General features: G+C 54.2%; 15 protein-coding genes. 5 read left to right on the forward strand and 10 right to left on the reverse strand.

Translation table 11 applies throughout. The features are described 5' to 3' along the window. Positions 1 to 129: 129 nt before the first annotated feature. Complete coding sequence (locus BS29_RS08255) at positions 130 to 993, reverse strand: autotransporter domain-containing protein (RefSeq protein WP_229956706.1); 864 nt, start codon at positions 991 to 993, stop codon at positions 130 to 132. Between the two features lie 143 nt (positions 994 to 1,136). Between BS29_RS08255 and BS29_RS08260 the strand changes: the two genes are divergently transcribed. The 4 genes from BS29_RS08260 to BS29_RS08275 all read left to right on the forward strand — a co-directional run bounded on the left by BS29_RS08260 (position 1,137) and on the right by BS29_RS08275 (position 3,875). Further along, a complete protein-coding gene (locus BS29_RS08260; RefSeq protein ID WP_229956707.1) occupies positions 1,137 to 1,727 on the forward strand; it encodes a sigma-70 family RNA polymerase sigma factor in 591 nt (196 codons plus the stop codon). Beyond that, positions 1,724 to 2,815 carry a hypothetical protein gene (locus BS29_RS08265; RefSeq protein WP_229956708.1) on the forward strand — a complete coding sequence of 364 codons (1,092 nt, stop codon included), beginning with the start codon at positions 1,724 to 1,726 and terminating at the stop codon, positions 2,813 to 2,815. Before BS29_RS08260 ends, BS29_RS08265 begins: the two co-directional genes overlap by 4 nt. 97 nt (positions 2,816 to 2,912) lie before the next feature. Continuing rightward, positions 2,913 to 3,488 carry a hypothetical protein gene (locus BS29_RS08270; RefSeq protein ID WP_229956709.1) on the forward strand — a complete coding sequence of 192 codons (576 nt, stop codon included), beginning with the start codon at positions 2,913 to 2,915 and terminating at the stop codon, positions 3,486 to 3,488. 90 nt (positions 3,489 to 3,578) lie between these two features. Next, complete coding sequence (locus BS29_RS08275; protein WP_229956710.1) at positions 3,579 to 3,875, forward strand: hypothetical protein; 297 nt, start codon at positions 3,579 to 3,581, stop codon at positions 3,873 to 3,875. Between the two features lie 208 nt (positions 3,876 to 4,083). Here BS29_RS08275 and BS29_RS08280 read toward each other — a convergent pair whose 3' ends face one another. Genes BS29_RS08280 through BS29_RS08320 form a run of 9 tightly spaced genes read right to left on the reverse strand, consistent with a single transcriptional unit; the run spans position 4,084 to position 15,189 of the window. Beyond that, complete coding sequence (locus BS29_RS08280) at positions 4,084 to 5,955, reverse strand: glycoside hydrolase family 2 protein (RefSeq protein WP_229956711.1); 1,872 nt, start codon at positions 5,953 to 5,955, stop codon at positions 4,084 to 4,086. Continuing rightward, entirely contained in the window at positions 5,952 to 7,295 is a 1,344-nt protein-coding gene (locus BS29_RS08285) for an AGE family epimerase/isomerase (protein ID WP_229956712.1), read from the reverse strand. Before BS29_RS08285 ends, BS29_RS08280 begins: the two co-directional genes overlap by 4 nt. Continuing rightward, positions 7,292 to 8,779 (reverse strand): UxaA family hydrolase, encoded by a 1,488-nt coding sequence (locus BS29_RS08290; RefSeq protein WP_229956713.1) that lies wholly within the window; start codon positions 8,777 to 8,779, stop codon positions 7,292 to 7,294. The genes BS29_RS08285 and BS29_RS08290 overlap by 4 nt, the downstream gene beginning before the upstream one ends. Next, positions 8,776 to 10,230, reverse strand: coding sequence for a mannitol dehydrogenase family protein (locus tag BS29_RS08295; RefSeq protein ID WP_229956714.1), 1,455 nt, complete (start codon positions 10,228 to 10,230; stop codon positions 8,776 to 8,778). Before BS29_RS08295 ends, BS29_RS08290 begins: the two co-directional genes overlap by 4 nt. Further along, the gene (locus tag BS29_RS08300; RefSeq protein WP_229956715.1) at positions 10,227 to 11,495 is read right to left on the reverse strand and encodes a TRAP transporter large permease; all 1,269 of its coding nucleotides are present in this window, start codon (positions 11,493 to 11,495) and stop codon (positions 10,227 to 10,229) included. Before BS29_RS08300 ends, BS29_RS08295 begins: the two co-directional genes overlap by 4 nt. 2 nt (positions 11,496 to 11,497) lie before the next feature. Continuing rightward, on the reverse strand, positions 11,498 to 11,995 hold the full coding sequence (locus tag BS29_RS08305) for a TRAP transporter small permease (RefSeq protein WP_229956716.1): 498 nt from the start codon (positions 11,993 to 11,995) through the stop codon (positions 11,498 to 11,500). Further along, the gene (locus BS29_RS08310; RefSeq protein WP_229956717.1) at positions 11,988 to 13,001 is read right to left on the reverse strand and encodes a TRAP transporter substrate-binding protein; all 1,014 of its coding nucleotides are present in this window, start codon (positions 12,999 to 13,001) and stop codon (positions 11,988 to 11,990) included. The genes BS29_RS08305 and BS29_RS08310 overlap by 8 nt, the downstream gene beginning before the upstream one ends. After that, complete coding sequence (gene uxaC / locus BS29_RS08315; protein WP_229956718.1) at positions 13,001 to 14,425, reverse strand: glucuronate isomerase; 1,425 nt, start codon at positions 14,423 to 14,425, stop codon at positions 13,001 to 13,003. Before uxaC ends, BS29_RS08310 begins: the two co-directional genes overlap by 1 nt. Next, the gene (locus tag BS29_RS08320; protein ID WP_229956719.1) at positions 14,422 to 15,189 is read right to left on the reverse strand and encodes a FadR/GntR family transcriptional regulator; all 768 of its coding nucleotides are present in this window, start codon (positions 15,187 to 15,189) and stop codon (positions 14,422 to 14,424) included. Before BS29_RS08320 ends, uxaC begins: the two co-directional genes overlap by 4 nt. Positions 15,190 to 15,301: 112 nt before the next feature. Here BS29_RS08320 and manD point away from each other — a divergent pair, with 112 nt between their 5' ends. Beyond that, the gene (manD, locus tag BS29_RS08325) at positions 15,302 to 16,510 is read left to right on the forward strand and encodes a D-mannonate dehydratase ManD (RefSeq protein ID WP_229956720.1); all 1,209 of its coding nucleotides are present in this window, start codon (positions 15,302 to 15,304) and stop codon (positions 16,508 to 16,510) included. Positions 16,511 to 16,514 lie beyond the last annotated feature (4 nt).

Genomic DNA, 16,514 nt, shown 5'->3' on the forward strand with positions numbered 1-16,514 from the left:
AGCCCATCTTGGCATGTATGAAATGTGAATGCCAATTGGCCGATTAGTTTTCAGTTCACTTTTGCGCCCATAACAGAAGTCAGTTTGAAGCAGCACATGAGACAGGTTTCTATTCGCTTTAAAAATCCATTAGAAACGCAAACTCAACCCGGCATTGAGTGATATCGCTTCCGGCCCGACAAACCCCAATGTCTGGGTTGCAGAAAGGTTTAGCCGCAGATTTTCTGAAAGCCCGAAAGAGGCCGATCCACCGACTTCCATCCAGACGTCTCCTTCGCCAGGAGCATTACGGATCGCCGCAAGCTGCGCGACCCTTTCGCCTCCGGTTCCGGGAGAAAACACGGTGCTGTTGCTGCTCGCCACGATGGCAATATAGGGTCCAGCGCTATGGGCCGCAGATTCTCCGAACAGATGAACGTAGCTAAAAGCTAGAGATCCACTGAAACCGTCCTCGCGTTCTTCGACGGTCAACAGCCTGCCATTGGGTGCGGTTGCCAGCCGGCCAATATCGACACTGTCATAATCTACCGACACCGAAGGTGAGAAAAAGCCATATTCGCCCACCGGAATATCATAGGTCAGTGTTAGTCCTGCGCCGAAAATCTGGCCGCTGCTGTCCACCAGAACGGGCGTATCTTCACTGCCGAGACTTTCGGTATCAAATTTGCGGCGCCCCAATGAAACGCGCCCGCCAAAACTGACCGCATTCAAGCGAATGCCGCCAAACAGGGTTATCTGTTGTGTTCGTGCCGGGACTGTCCGCAAAAACCCTTGAGTCGCGGTCGGATCGGTAAAACTTGCCGCGATACCAATATAGGCATCGCCAATTTCGCGCGTTACAGATCCTGCAATATACGACTGATCGTCACTATCGCCGATCATAGTTGTGCCGCCGGATATCCCAATTTCCCATCGATTATCCTGTGTTTGCTCCGCGGCAAAAACAGGCGTGGAAACCGCCCATATCAGCCCGGCCAGACAGATATTTCTCATAATATTCCCCCTAAAAATCATACAACTATGATGGGAAAACGCGGCAACACGCAAAACCCTTCAAAAAAATTCGAAGGGTTTTAAGACTTGGCGCGTATTATGGGTATTAAGGGGCGAAAAGCCGCGCAGGCGGAGTGGGATATTTGGAGACGGCAAAGGCGATAGACGGTCAGGATGACGATGCGCTTATGCGCAGCATCCGCGCGCGCGATTCTGAAGCGTTGCGCAATGTCGCTGATCTTTATGCCGAAATTCCGTTTCGCATAGGTTGCCGCATGCTCGCTGATCCAGTGGAGGCAGAAGATATCGCGCAAGAAACGCTGCTTCGTCTGTGGAACCATGCGGATCGCTGGGTGGAAGGTGGTCCGGGCATTGCCGCCTGGCTCAGCCGTGTTGGGACCAACTTGTGCATAGACAGGCTGCGCAAGGCACGCCGCCAAAGCAGTGATGAGGCCCCTGATCGCGCCGACGAAACGCCACTTGCGGACGCGGCAATAGAAAGTGATGAAGTGAAACAAGCGGTAATCGAATGTATAGGCGACCTTCCCGAACGGCAGCGGGCGTCGATCATTCTCACCTATTATGAACAGCTTTCCAATCAGTTGGCCGCCGACAGTCTGGATATGAACATTAAGGCGTTCGAGTCACTGCTCTACCGTGCGCGCGGCATATTGAAAGACTGTGTCGAAGGCAAAGGCGTGGTCAAAGATGATGCGGGAAGGATGTGTCTATGATGAGTGCATCTGCCAACGCCTTTTCCCCCACGATGCGCGCGGCGCTGGATCATTATGATGTGCCAGCGTTACCTAGCGGTTTTGCCGACCGTCTGGTTGCCCGGGTAGAATCCGAAGCCAGCGGAAAGCCGGCCGTTCACAAAAGTGCGCAGCCGCGTCGTCGCTCCCCAAGCCCCTGGCGCCGTGCTGGACGCTGGGTGGGTTCGGTTGCCACCGTCGGGCTTATGTCCGCAACCGCCGCAGCGATGGGGCTTTTAGGCGAGCCTGTCGAGGTGCCGGTTATTTCCGATATCGCCCGAAACCTAGATATAGTTGTCAAGCCGGAGCCCGCCGCCATTCCATTGGCGCGTAATGCAGAGTCGCCGGGATCAGGACAGCAGATTGAAAAATCAGAACCTATCGTAAAAGAAACCGCACTGACAGAAGGCCAGATAAACGCGCAAAATATGTTGGAACGGGTTACCGACGCACCCCGTTTCAAACAGCTGCGCCCGCGTCAAAAAGCAGCGGTACTAAAAGCAGCATCAAGAAAACTGATCCGTTCGGGCAAAGCCACGCCGGAAGAGCTGCGGTCCGCCGTCAAACAGGTTCGTGCAGAACGGCAAACCAATAGAACGCAAACGCGAGCCGAGCGCATAAGCGAAAAAATTCAGAACGCGACGCCGGTGCAAAAGGAAAGGCTGTTGGAGCGGATCGAGGCACTACCGCCTGAACGGCAAGCTATCGCAAAAGAACGATTGGCCGGTATATTGGCCGAGCAGCAAACCTCTTCATCTGAGCCTCTGTCGCTCGCGCCCTCTGAACCAGCAGAACAAACCACGACATCCATTGAGGCCGCGGAGCCTGTAGTGACGCCTGAAATCAACGCCGACGATGTCATGACCGACGATTCCACACTTTCGTCAACACCGGCGGCGGCGATTCCGGTTGCGCCGCGGCGATTGGAACAATTGCGCGATCGCTATCTGCAGGCAACACCAGCCGAACGCGCTCGCATGCGCGAACGTGCCAAACAGATTCGCAAGTCCGCGAAGCCGCGTCCGAACCTGAAGGAACGCCGCGCGCAGATACGTCGCCGCCGCAATTAGGCTGGTCATAAAATTTTTCGAAGGGTTTTCCGTTCTCAAGCGTTGAACAGACAGGAGCGGCAAAGAAGCTGCGACTGAATAGAGTATGGAGAGTAAAATGAAAAAGATCATGTTGTTACCCTTGGCTGCCTTGATAGTTGGTGGCCCGGCGCTGGCCGAACGCACCAAAACAGTTTCCGTGGACAATGACCGGGTCATCGGCACCAAGACTATTACCCGCGACGGTGCTGGCAATGTTGTCGTTGACGGTGATATCACCCGTAAATCGGATGGCGCAACTGCAAGCCACGACTATAATCGCACGCGTACCGAAGCGGGCTGGACGGCTAGTGGCCAACAGACCGATTTTAAAGGCCGGTCACGCGGCTTCGATTATCAACGCGACCGGACGGACAATGGTTTTGAAGCGAGCGGTTCGGCCTATAATCGTCGCGGTGATCAATATGACTATTCCGCTTATGGCACGCGCGGCGAGAATAGCCGCGAACGCGGCCGGACGGTGACCCGGAATGGTGATGTCGTTTATGATCGTCTGGACAATGCTTCGCGTGTCGACGGGAAGATCGTGCGCAATACGCAGGTGACGCGCGATCCCAGTTTCCGTCCGAAAAAGCGGATAAAACCATTGCGCGTCAAGAACCCAAAACCACGGAGATTTCGCCACGATCGCTAGATCGCCGAAATAAACTGCGGCTGGCACTAATCCTTTCACTCAATCGGCCAGCCGCAGCTTTATTTTCCAGCTGAAAACAGGAGAGAGGCCATGAAACAGACGAATATCATGATCATTGCAGCCATTTTAATTCCCGCACCGGCGCTGGCCCAACAGGAAAGTGTTGAGGCAAATCCCGCGCAGGCTGTGGAATCCGGTATGCAGATTGGCGTCGAAACCGATTATCCGGAGAACAGATCAAGCGGCCCCAACTGGAAGAAGATAAACCGCAAACTCAATGCCCGTGCGAAAAATGCCATCGAAAACGGAGCAAGGCCGAAAGTTGTTCGCCAAAAATTGCAAGTTCATAAGCAGAAGCTGCGCCGCCGCTGGACTGCGTCCCAATAGATATGACTATCAATCAAAATCCCCCAACGGGACCAATACCTACGATGGTCCCGCATGCTTCAGGTGTGAAACAAAGTTCACAGCCAGAAGCCGACGAAGGGCATGACGAAAGTCATGCCCTTTTCGCTAATAGATTGGACCAGCAATTCCATTTCCGTAAAGCTTCCCAGAATTGTTTCCCTGCCGGCTGTCCCTCTTTTTCAATGAGTTAGCCCTTGGGTACCGCGATATTGCGGTAATAGTCACGCAGCACAAACCATGCCTTCTTGCGCCGACCTTCAGGTGAAGTTAGGCCCTTGCGGTTCCACAACTCCTGGAAACGACCATGCCATCGGCGAGGGGAACGGAAATCCTTCAACAGCCAAGGCGAAAGACCAACACAGTCCGGTGTCTCGGCAATGATTTTTAAGGTCTCTTCGTACAGCCACGCTTGATATTCCTCGGTCCACCGTTCTTCACGTGGTCCATGATTTCCATAGGGCGCGCCTGCACCAAATTCGGAAAACATCAATGGTTTGTCATAGCCATTGCGGAAAGATACTTGCTTAATTTCGCGGGGATCTCGTTTGCCATACCAGCCTTCATATTGATTGATCGCGACGACATCGAGATCCGCAGCAAGCTCGTCCTGTACGGTTATGATACTTTCGCCGTCGCGAACGCCGCCAACATCGACATTTTTGTTGAGCGCTGCCGTTACCAGTCGGGTAGGGTCGAAGCGCCGGACGTCGGCAATAACTGTTCGCAAGAAGCGCGTGCGCACGGGTGTTTGCGGTGTTTCATTTGCGACCGACCACATGACCACACTTGCCCGGTTGCTGTCGCGGCGGACGAGTTCTGCCATCATGCCGCGAGCCAAAGCCAGCGTACCTTTATCACTATAGTCGATTTCTTCCCAATAAACGGGAATTTCAGCCCATAGCATCAGCCCCATCTCGTCCGCGAGACGCGCGGTGTGAGCTGCATGAGGATAATGGGCCAACCTAACGAAATTACAACCCAGCGCCTTTGCTTCGGCCAGAAGCGCACGTGCTTCCGCCTCGCTGACCGCGCGCTCGCCCTTTGCGCCGAATGCTTCTTCATGCATCGCAATACCGCGCAGGAATATCGATTTGCCGTTGAGCAGGACCTCACGCCCTCTCACTTCCACCACTCGGAACCCAATTTGTTCGATCGCTGTTTCGTTGCCGCAGGTGATGGTGAAATTGTAGAGATGGGGATCATCAGGTGACCATAGTTTCAGATTGTCCGGTGCGGGGGCAGACAGGGTAATCTTGCCATCTTCTCCTGCCGAGCCGGAAAGTGTCAAACCCAAGGCGGGGCAGTTGAGTTTAACTGATGTGCCAGCATCTCCATCGACTTCTATCGCAGCTTCTATCTGGCTATTACGCAAGGAAATGAAGCTGGACCGGATAAAGTTACGCGGCACCGACAGCAATGACACAGAACGCGTAATACCGCCGCAGTTTTTCCAATCGAAATCGAGGCCTGGCAATGTCTTCGGGCCGTGCCGGCTGTCAGCGCGAACCACCAGGCTGTGGGCAGTACCGGAACGGATGCAGTCGGTTACTTCGATCGAAAAGGGGGTGAAACCGCCCTCATGCCGACCGACAAGATTCCCATCAAGCCAGACTGTGGCAGCGTAATTTACCGCTTCGAAATGTAAGAAATGGCGTTTCTCTGCTTCGATCGGCGCGGTGAACAGACGGCGGAAATAAACCGGTCCCTCATAATAATCTAGCCGTTCTTCCGCATCGTTCCACGCGGCGGGCAGCATCATGCGCGGGCTACTGTTCCATTCATATTCGATCAGTCCGGTTGCCGGCGTTTCAATCGTGTTTTCCCAAAAATTGCGGCGGGCCTTGGGCTTGCGGCCAGCCACATCGAACGGATCGAGAATATAATGCCACGCGCCATCAAGCGACAAACGTTCCCGACCCTCCAGTACATGTAGCGCGCCGCTATTATTACTTATGATATCCTTCTCAACAGAGCTGGAAGGTTGCGCCGCCAGTTGGAACGGGATCGCTGTACCGAACAGAGCCACGCTTCCCAGCAAATGCCGACGTGATAGCTTCATGGTGATTTGCTTCCGGTCAAATGAGCATTTACATTTTCACCACGCAGATCACGCAAATAGAGCGCCATGAACCGGAGAGCGAAAGTGCTGCCTACGTCACGCTGGATCAATTGAGCCTTACCGCCGCCGGTTTTGTAACGTGTATTTATAACAGCGCCTGCGATGTTAGGATCGGCATGGTCTGGCGAAAAGCGGTTGGCTGCCAACCATTTGGCGGTCCGGTTTATCGCCTTGTCGAAACCGGTTTTGCCATAGTCACGCAAGCGCAACATCAAGATACCGTTAAACGCCACCGCCGACCCGGTGATTGAACCGCGCTGAGCCGTTCCATCAGTATTTAACCGATAATGGATCGTGCCATCTTTGGTGGCAATATCGCGGTAAAAAGTTGCAGTACGCTCTGCTCCATCCAGAAACCGATTGTCACTGGTCAGTGCATAAGCTTCAAGCAGCGCTTCGGCATTCCAGATGTTAAAGCGTGGATGGACGTTGCCAGTCTTGGGATCATTTGGCTCGAATTCCATCCACAAGCCATTGGCGTGCTGGCGAGCGAGCGCGAACTCGGCTTGTTCGAGGAACCGATCGCACCATAGGCGGTCCCCTGTATGGCGGCACATATCGGCAAACAGAAACCCTTCTATATTGGGCCGCGCCAATTCCTCGATCGGGGGAGAGCCGTAATCGACTCTTTGATCATACACCGCGCCTTGCTTGTGCGGATTCCAGTCGGTGACAACAACCCCGCGCGACGGATCAAATATGTTATAGAATAGCCCTTCGCCGCCTTTGACGCTATCCGGTACGCGCGTATTGCGCCACAGCCATTTGCCGGACCGGGTTGCGCTGTCGGCATAGCGCGGGTCGCCAGTTGCACGCGACAAAGCGAAAAGCCCTGGCGTACCATCGGCAATGGTCGTCCAGTTGAGTAGTGGTCCCAACCGGTTGCCATGAGCGGCATCGACGAGTCCTGCAAAAGGGTGCAGATCCTGATATTCAGTTGATATCCACCAGTCGCCGGCCCGTTTGGCTGCAGCTTCTAGCGAAGGATCATTCAGCAACGCAGCGCTTTCAACCAATCCCCAGATGGCTTGTCCGGTATGCCAGTGCGTTTCATAATCAGACCATTTGCCACTGACGAGGTCATAATCTGTTCGTCCCTTGCCCGACGGTTGAATCAGGACTGTCGAAACATAATGAGCCGTTTCCGCCATGGCTTGCCGGATGCTATGCTCGCGTTCCGATATATCAGCCTGATCATCCCGATGTGATTGGTTTTGCGCTTTAGCAAAAACCGGCGTGGCAATCAGAGCTGCGGCAACTATCCAAGAGTATATCTTCACATTATGGCTCCCAATTGCCAGGGAACGAATTCCATATCGCCAAATCCCAGAGCCTCAGATTTGCTTGGCGAACCCGATGCAATGGCAAGCATCATTTCGAAGATCTCAGCACCCATGTCATCGAGGCTGCGTCCATTGAGTACAGGCGAGCAATCAATATCCATATCCTCATCCATTCGTGCTGCCATGGCTTGGTTTGATGCGAGCTTGATGCACGGCGCGGGACGCGAACCAAAGACCGATCCACGTCCGGTGGTGAATGCCAGAATATTAGCGCCCGATGCCATCTGTCCGGTCGCCGAACAGGGATCGTAGCCGGGTGAATCCATAAACACGAAGCCAGGTCGATCTATCCGCTCGCCATATTCAAACACATCTTGCAATGGCGCACTGCCGGATTTGGCTACGGCACCAAGCGATTTTTCAAGAATGGTGGTCAAGCCGCCAGCAATATTCCCGGGCGAAGGGTTGTTGTTTAATTCCGACCCATGCCGAGTGACATAATCTTGCCACCATGCCAGTCGCGCGTTTAGCTTGTCGCGAACGTCATCTGACACTGCACGCCGCAGCAAAAGTGATTCAGCGCCATAGATTTCCGGCGTTTCCGACAGGATGACAGTACCGCCGGCTGCCACCAGCATATCGGCGGCGCGGCCCAGAGCCGGGTTTGCCGTGACACCTGACCATCCGTCTGATCCACCACATTGTAGCCCCAGTGTGAGATGTTTTGCAGAAACGGGCGCACGCTCAATATTGCCTGCCTCCTCAACTAACTCGCGGATCAGCTTTTTGCCCGCCTCGATGGTGCGCAACGTACCACCTTCATCCTGAATAGTAAGGCGGCGCAGCGGCGGGCCGCCCGCTCTTTCTTCTATGCGACCGACCTGATTAACTTCGCAGCCTAGCCCGATAATCAGTAGTCCACCGAAATTGGGATGTGCAGCATAGCCTGCCATGACCCTATCGAGAACAGCAGCCGCTTCACCGTCCGCCGGGATGCCGCATCCTGTTGTGTGTGTCAGTGCAACGACACCATCGATAGTATTATGATTTGCGAACATTTCATCTGGAAAGGCGTCCGCAATTTTGCGTACAACATGGGCCGAACAATTTACGCTGGAAAGGATGCCGACATAGTTACGCGTCGCTACTCGCCCGTCGGGGCGGGCATATCCGGCAAATTTGGCGACCACCGGTTCGCGATCGAAACCCGGAGAAGCAGGGGAAGCCGAACTGGACGGACCGCTCTCCAAATTATGTGTATGAACATGCTCACCCCGAAGGATAGCTCTCTTTGCAAGGCCAATTATTTGTCCATATTTTCGTACAGCTTGTCCGGCATCAACGGATTGAATTGCCATTTTATGACCCGCAGGGATCGGATCGCGCGCTTCGATACCAGCAACCAATTCTCCGGGAGTGATGGCTTCTACCGCCAACGCAACATCGTCATCACTATTCAAGGTAAGCAAGCGCAGGGTCATCGGGCAAAATCCCTGACAACCGAGGCAGCACCCTTTTCCATGAGTGAAGTAAGGTGCTGCGTCACAGAGTTAGGAAATTCATCAGACTGCGGCAGACCAGTACCGAAAATTTGTTCGATGTTCAGCATTGCACGGACAATGGCTTGGGGGTCATCATTGCCCGCTGCGATCGCCTGTGCCGTTCGGTTTGCCAGTGGATCGTCCACCGTGTAACGCTTGCCTGCCTCATCGACACCGAATTGCCAGCGTATCCAGGCGGCAACGGATAGCGTCAGAGCCGGGCTGGTCTGAGCTGATTCTTGTCTGTCGCTGATTGATCCGAGCAACCGCTGGGGAAGCTTCTGGCTGCCATCCATAGCAATTTGTACGGTCCGATGTTGCAGTGCGGCATTGCGGAACCTCGCATCAAGATCGGTGCGATAGATTGCTGTATCAAGTCCGTCTACCTCAGGGAGCGTTTCCTCTGCTTCATCCCATAGAGCGGATAGCAGTTCCGGGAAGCCGGGTGCGGCCATCGCTTGGTGGACGAAATCATGTCCAGCCAGGGCGCCGAGATAAGCAAGCATACTATGCGCCCCATTAAGTAACCGCAATTTGGCCATTTCCCAACCTGCAACATTGTCGGTCATCTGGACGCCCGTAGTTTCGAGTGCAGGACGTGCGGCGCAGAAATTGTCCTCGATCACCCACTGTGTAAAATCTTCGGTTTTCACCATTGCTTCGTCTCGATAACCAGCGCTTTCAGTGAGTGCGGCGATATCGTCTGACGTGGTTGCAGGTACGATCCGGTCGACCATGCTGCTTGGGAAGCTGACCTCGCGTTTGATCCAGTCGGCGAGATCGGCGTCGACCTCGCTGGCGAAGGCAAGTACGGCGCTACGAGTACGCTTTCCATTGTCGGGTAAATTGTCGCAAGACAAGATGGTTACAGGGCCGAGGCCTTCTTCGTACCTGCGCGATAAGCCAGCGACGATAAAGCCAAGGGCCGTACGCGGACGGTCGAGCGATGAAAGATCGGCGGCGAGGTGCGGATCTTTACGAATGAGCGCGCCACTGGCTGGATCGATCAGATAGCCCTTTTCGGTTATGGTCAGTGTTACCAACGCTGTTTGTGGTGCAGCGATCGCAGCAACCAGCGATTGCGGATTGTCCGGCGCGAAGATTACATCAGATATTGATCCCACAATCAGTCTCTTCTCGCTGTGGTCAGAACGGACTACGGCAGTGTAAAGACTGTCCTGTGGATCGAGCTGTTGCGGCACTGTCGCGCTCCGCAAGGATGCGCCACAGATCATCCAGCCCTCGGCACCATTTGTCATGAGCTGGTCGAAATAGAGCGCCTGATGGGCGCGGTGGAAGGCACCAACGCCCAGATGTACGACGCCTGCAGATTGACTGCGGTCGTACCGGGTAAAGTCATAGGTTTGGGAGCTTAATCTGGGGTGGTTCACTGGAAAATACTCGGAAGCCATAGGGAAAGGGAAGGGACGTAAGCGGTCAGCAGCAGCACCGTTATTAGCGCGCCATAAAACGGCCAAATCGTGCGCACGACCTGTTCCGGTTTTGCTTTACCCACCGCACAGCCGACAAATAACACCGACCCAACTGGCGGAGTCACCAGTCCGATGCCCAGATTGAGCAGCATAACGATACCGAAATGGACAGGATCAACACCGATATCCATTGCCACCGGCAAGAATATAGGCGTGGTGATAATGATAAGCGGTGCCATATCCATGAACGCACCAAGAATGAGCAAGATCAGAAGGATCATGAGCATCACAATGGCCGGTTCGTTCGACAATGCTGTCAATGCACCAGCAAGTGCTTGCGGGCCTTCAAGCACGGCGAACAACCAGCCGAACATACTGGCTGTACCGATGATCAGCATGACCATGGCGGTGGTACGCGCTGCACTCATCGCAGCTTCGAGAAACCGTTGTGGACCAAGTGAGCGATAGACAAAGGCACCAACCAAAATCGTATAGATGACCGCGACCGCACTGCTTTCCGTGGGTGTGAAGATACCAAGAAGGATACCAAATATGATGATAAGCGCTGTCATCAGGCCCGGAAAGGCGACCACAAATGCTCTGGTGAGAGAACCCCATCCGGGGAAGGTGCCTCGCGGATAGCCGCGTTTAGACGCAACCAGCCAGGCGACAGTCATAAGCGCTGCACCCGCCAGTAAACCGGGACCAATACCCGCTAGAAACAGATCGCCGACGCTGACACTGACCGGTGCCGCCGCCGCATAGATGATCATATTGTGCGAAGGGGGGATCAAGATGCCAAGGATCGCGGCCGTTATCGTGACGTTGACCGCATAGTCGGCATCATATTCGCGCTCCTTCATCATCGGGATGAGTGAGGATCCGATGGCCGACACCGATGCAACTGCCGATCCCGAGACCGCACCGAACATCATGCTGGCACCGACATCAACCTGACCCAGTCCTCCGCGAGATCGACCAAAAAGTCCGTCGGCTACACGGACCAACCGTTCCGCAATGCCGGTACGAGCCATCAGATCGCCTGCGAATACGAAGAACGGGATCGCCATCAGCGTAAAGACGTTCATGCCTGCTGCCATCCGCTGGAACGCAGCAATGGTAGGAATGCCAAGCAACATAAACAGCGCAAGGCTGGCTGCGCCAAGCGCGAAGGCAACTGGAACGCCGATCGCCAGCAATAGAAGCAGCAGTAATAGAAGCAAGCCTAGCGCCATATCGGTTCAACCGTGCGATTGCGGCGCAGAGCAACTATATGCTCCAGTGCGAAGGTGGCAATCAAAGCACCGGCTCCGATGATTGGTAGATAGGCTGTGCCGCGCGGGAGGCCGAGCGTGGGGATTTCGTGTTGCCACGTGTTCACCGCTAGATCGACGCCGCCCTTGGTCATAGCGACCCCGAACAGAAGAACAACCATATGGCTGATATAGAGCAACCGCCGTCCGGCTGTTTCAGTTAGCGATTCCTGCAACAATGAAAGTCTTATGTGAAAGCCTTCCCTGACGCCGGCAGCAGCGGCGAACAGAATGAACCAAAGCATAAGGAACAGCGCTGCCTGCTCTGTCCATGCGGGGGATGAATTGAGAATATATCGGGCAAAGACTTGCCATCCGATAATTATAGTCATGCCCACAAGGCCGATCGCTGAGGCATAAAGGGCGGCAATACTGGTTTTGCGCGACAAGTTAGCGAGAAACTCAGCCACTGATCGCCACCATGTCTTCGGCGAGCTTGCGCAAATGTGGTGTCGCCAGGAATTTGTCCCATACAGGTTGCACTTTTTCGGAAAAAGCACGGAAGTCCGGTTCGATTACTGTCACACCCGCCTCAGCCAGCCGCGTTTTGGCATCGTTTGTCCGCTGGTCCCACAGGGTGCGCATCAGCGGTACGCTCTCCTTGGCGCTTTGCCGTATGAGTGTGCGATCGTCTTCAGACAGCTTGGCCCAACTCCGTCCGGACACCAGCAAAACTTCAGGCGCCATAACATGCCGGGTCAGACTATAAGTGCCAGCGGCTTCGAAATGACGGCTGCTTTCATAGGATGGCCAGTTATTTTCCGCTCCATCTACAACACCTTGCATGAGACCTTGATAGACCTCACCATAAGCCATTGGCGTTGCATCGCCGCCAAGCGCCTCAATCATTGCGACATACAGATCACTGTTCTGGACGCGAATCTTGAGCCCTTTCAGATCCGCTGGTTTGGTGATCTCCCGGCTTGAGGTATAGAAAGATCGCGCGCCGCTGTCGTAAAAGCACAGGCCGATCAATCCATGCGGACGCAGGGCTTCCAAAATGGTGTGTCCGGGCGTCCCGTCCATGGCGGCGCGCATGTGGCTTTCGTCGCGGAATAGGAAAGGCAGCGCCGGGACAAGTGTTTCTGGCGCTATGGAGTTGAGCGGCGCGAGATTGACACGATTGAAGTCCAACCCGCCGAATATTGCCAGTTCCAGGGTGTCCTTTTCTTCACCAAGCTGTCCGCCTGTATAAAGCCTTACGTTAAGCCGCCCATCAGTCTGTTCTTTCAGCCTGGCCGCGATCGATCGGACCGCTTCAACGGTCGGATAACCGTCAGGGTGCGTATCTGCCGCGCGCAAGACACCGCCTTCACCAAGCATGGCAGCGGTGCGGTCGCAGCCCGCTAGCGCCGCAGCGCCCAAGCCTGCGGCTCCAGTCAAAAGAGCGCGCCGGGAAAGCGGAAAGCTAGTCATCAGAGCCGATAGGCTTTCTTTGCGAGGTTATAAGTAAGGTCGGCAGCGATTTGATGCGCTTCGTCCCTATCCATTCGATGTTCTGCCACAAGCCGCGCCAGGAAACCGCAATCCATCCGCCGCGCGACATCGTGCCGGGCAGGAATACTGAGGAAAGCCCGGGTGTCATCGTTGAAACCGACCGTGTTGTAAAAGCCTGCGGTTTCGGTTACTTGCTCACGGAAACGGCGCATGCCCTCTGGGCTATCATGGAACCACCAAGATGGCCCCAGCTTGAGCGCAGGATAATGTCCTGCAAGCGGTGCCAGTTCGCGTGAATAGCTTGTTTCGTCTAGCGTAAAGAGAATGATGGTCAGATCGGGATCGTTACCAACCGCATCCAGCAACGGTTGTAATTGGCGGACGTAGCCAGTCTCCATGGGGATATCCGCTCCGCAGTCCCGGCCATATTGTTTAAACAGCGTTGCATTGTGGTTGCGAAATGACCCTGGGTGAATTTGCATGGTCAGACCGTCGGCCTGGCTCATTTTGGCCATTTCGGTGAGCATTTGACCACGAAATAGCTCTGAATCCTGGGCGTTGGCCTTGCCATGTCGCACGCGTTCGAACAGAGTGGCCGTATCGTCCTGGGAAAGATTGCTCGTGAATGCAGTTGGATGACCATGATCAGTGCTTGTGGCGCCATGCTCGGCAAAGAAGGCCCGGCGATTCCTAAGCGCGTTTAGATAACCGCTCCAAACTGTGACATCCTCGCCAGTCAATTTGCCGAGAGCAGCAATATTATCCGCAAAGCCTTCATATTCGGGATCGCAGACATTGTCGGGGCGAAATGCGGTAATGACTTTTTTGCCCCAGCCATCGGCTTTCAACTGTCGATGATGATCAAGCGGATCAAGCGGGTCCTCCGTCGTAGCTATTGTTTCGATACCAAAGCGATCGAACAGGGCGCGCGGCCGAAACTCGTCACGCGAAAGACATTCGGCGATCTGATCGTAGTAAAGATCAGCAGTTTCCGCCGTTAGCTCTACATCGAGTTCAAAAATTTCTGAATATACATGGTCATGCCACATACGTGTCGGCGTGCCTGCGAACAGATGGTAATTCTCCGCGAAGATATGCCATATCTTTCTTGGATCTTCTTCCACTGGTCGATCGCTGCTGCCCGGTGCGGGTTTGAGGCCTAGATCTTCTAGAGCGATTCCTTGACTGTAAAGCATCCGGTAGACGTAGTGGTCAGGCTGGATCAGCAATGCAGCAGGGTTGGAAAAGGCTTCGTTCTCGGCGAACCAGCTCGGATCAGTATGGCCGTGTGGGCTCAGGATCGGCAAATCGCGTATATTCGCGTACAGTTCTCTAGCGATTTGCCGTGTGTCGTTGTCGGCGGGAAATAGCCGGTCCGGATTGAGGCGAAGCGGTTTCGTCATTCCATTCCTATCACACGGTATTTTTTACGGTTTTCGGCAGCTTCGACACGCGCTTTTTCAACTGCTTCAGCTTCGGTTGCAGCAAACAGCATATCAGCTACGCCGTGAAGATGTGTGCGCATCGCGGCACGTGCAGCATTGGCATCACCGGTTTTCAGAGCATCAACAATAGCGCGATGCTCGTCAATTCTCGGTTTGACGCCCTCGACACGAGCCTTTTCCAGAAATTTGATCGTCTGAAGCGATCTATGCCGTGCTTCCCACAGGGATCCCACAACATGGACCATACCACTATTTTGCGTGGCTTCGGCGATAGCCATATGAAAGCGATGGTCAGCATCTTCTGACATGACGACGTCGCCACGGGTGTTCTCTGCTTCCATTTCGCCGAGCAATTGTTCCAATTCTTCAATTTGATCAGGTTTGATGTGCGTCGCGGCAAGCGCACATGCTTCGCCTTCGACCAGCGCCCGCGTTTCAAGCAGTTCGAACGGGCCAATATCCATCGGTGCGGCCTTGCCGCGGCGTTGTAGCGCCCGGACATAGACGCCTGAACCCGTGCAGACTTCGACCAGCCCGTCGACCTCAAGTGCGATCATAGCTTCACGAATGGTCGGGCGGCTGACGTTGAACTGTTCAGCCAACACACGTTCTGCCGGGAGGCGGTCGCCGATCTCATACTGACCTCCCAATATTTGGCGGGCAATTTCTTTTGTGACGGTTTCATAAAGCCGACGCGGAGGTTTGGTGGGACGCTCATTCATTGTGTTTTCCTAATGGCTAAAAAATTGGCCTTACCAGAATTGAAAAGTTGACAGACCAAATGCGGAATGTCAAGCGAACCAGAACATTATAGATAGAAGGAGGGAGGGCAAGATGATTATTCGTAACGCCAAGGTGATTATATGCTCGCCTGGTCGGAACTTCGTCACTCTGAAAATCGAAACCGATCAGGGCGTATATGGGATAGGTGATGCAACACTGAACGGCCGCGAAAAAGCTGTCGTTGCTTATCTTGAGGACCATGTTGTGCCGTTGCTTATCGGCCGTGATGCCAGTCGTATAGAGGATATCTGGCAGGCATTATATCGCGGTGCTTACTGGCGGCGGGGGCCCATAACGATGACGGCGATCGCAGCGGTTGATACAGCCTTGTGGGATATCAAGGCGAAGGCCGCAGGTATGCCGCTATATCAATTGCTGGGCGGTGCCTCTCGCAATGGTGTGCTGGTCTATGGTCATGCCAATGGTGCGGACATTGCTGAAACTGTAGATCAAGTCGGTCGCTATAAGGATATGGGTTATCGCGCCATTCGCGCGCAATCCGGAATTCCAGGGGTTAAGGGAGCTTATGGGGTAGGGCGCGGTGACATGTACTATGAGCCAGCCGATGCAATCCTGCCGACCGAGACGCTGTGGGATACATCATCTTATGTGACCTTTGCGCCGAAATTGTTTGAAGCGATTCGTAATGAACATGGGGATGAAATCGAACTGCTGCATGATGTCCATCATCGGCTGTCCCCGATTGAGGCGGGACGACTAGGTAAATCATTGGAACCCTACCGTCTTTTCTGGATGGAGGATTGTACTTCTGCGGAGAATCAGGAGGCTTTTCAGCTTGTTCGCCAGCATACTGTCACGCCGTTGGCAGTAGGAGAGATTTTTAATTCGATTCATGATTGCCGCGAGCTGATTCAGAACCAGTTGATTGATTATATCCGTGCCACTGTCGTCCATGCCGGCGGGATCACACATATGCGGCAGATTGCGGGACTGGCCGCGCTTTATCAGGTACGAACAGGCTGTCACGGAGCAACTGATTTATCGCCCGCAAGCATGGGGGCTGCGCTGCATTTCGACTTGTGGGTACCCAATTTCGGTATTCAAGAATATATGCGGCATAGCGAAGAAACCGATGCTGTTTTTCCGCACAGTTACAATTTTGAGGACGGCTATCTACATCCAGGAGAAACACCCGGCATTGGCGTGGATATCGATGAAAAACTAGCCGCAAAATACCCCTACCAGCCCAGACAACTGCCAATTGCTCGCCTTCGCGACGGTACAATGTGGAACTGGTAGGGCG

It is taken from the genome of Parasphingorhabdus litoris DSM 22379 (genome assembly GCF_020906275.1).
GTDB classification, from domain to species: domain Bacteria; phylum Pseudomonadota; class Alphaproteobacteria; order Sphingomonadales; family Sphingomonadaceae; genus Parasphingorhabdus; species Parasphingorhabdus litoris.